Source organism: Clostridium sp. UBA5119, assembly GCF_002414285.1.
GTDB lineage: Bacteria > Bacillota > Clostridia > Clostridiales > Clostridiaceae > Clostridium_J > Clostridium_J sulfidigenes.
The window spans coordinates 88,624-89,184 of the sequence record NZ_DHYX01000011.1 but is presented as its reverse complement, the minus strand read 5'-3'; the positions used below and the strand labels follow the sequence as shown (position 1 = coordinate 89,184).

Genomic DNA, 561 nt, shown 5'->3' with positions numbered 1-561 from the left:
CCCACTGACTACAATTGATTCATGTACATCCCCTAAATATTCTATAGGAATATCTAAAGCATTAAGGACTTCCTTAGACCAGCACCTATTTTTAATATCTAAAAGCTGCATTCCTGAAGCATCAGATACCTCTGTAGCAAATTCACCTGTAAGCATATATCTTATATAATCCTTAGGTAATAGTATTTTCCTACATTTTTCATATATTTCAGGCTCATTATTTCTAACCCAAAGTATTTTTGATGCTGTAAATCCTGTTAGAGCAGGATTTGCTGTAATATCTATTAATCTTTTTTCTCCAACTTTTTCAGTAATCTCAACACATTCCTTGGCTGTACGTTGATCACACCAAATAATAGATTTTCTTAATACATTTCCATCTCCATCTAACATAACTAAACCATGCATTTGTCCAGATAAGCCAATACCGCTAATGGATTCCGGATTTATATTACTATCTTTTATAACGTGATTAATTGTTATACATACTGACTTCCACCAATCTTGTGGATCTTGTTCTGCCCAACCAATCTCTGGCTGATATAATGGATATTCCGCTGT

The 561-nt window shown here is 33.7% G+C and carries 1 protein-coding gene; it reads right to left on the bottom strand.

Features of this window, described 5'->3' with window-relative positions:
- A partial coding sequence (locus B2671_RS01310) for an FGGY family carbohydrate kinase (protein WP_346868787.1) occupies positions 1-561 on the bottom strand: 561 nt, incomplete at both ends.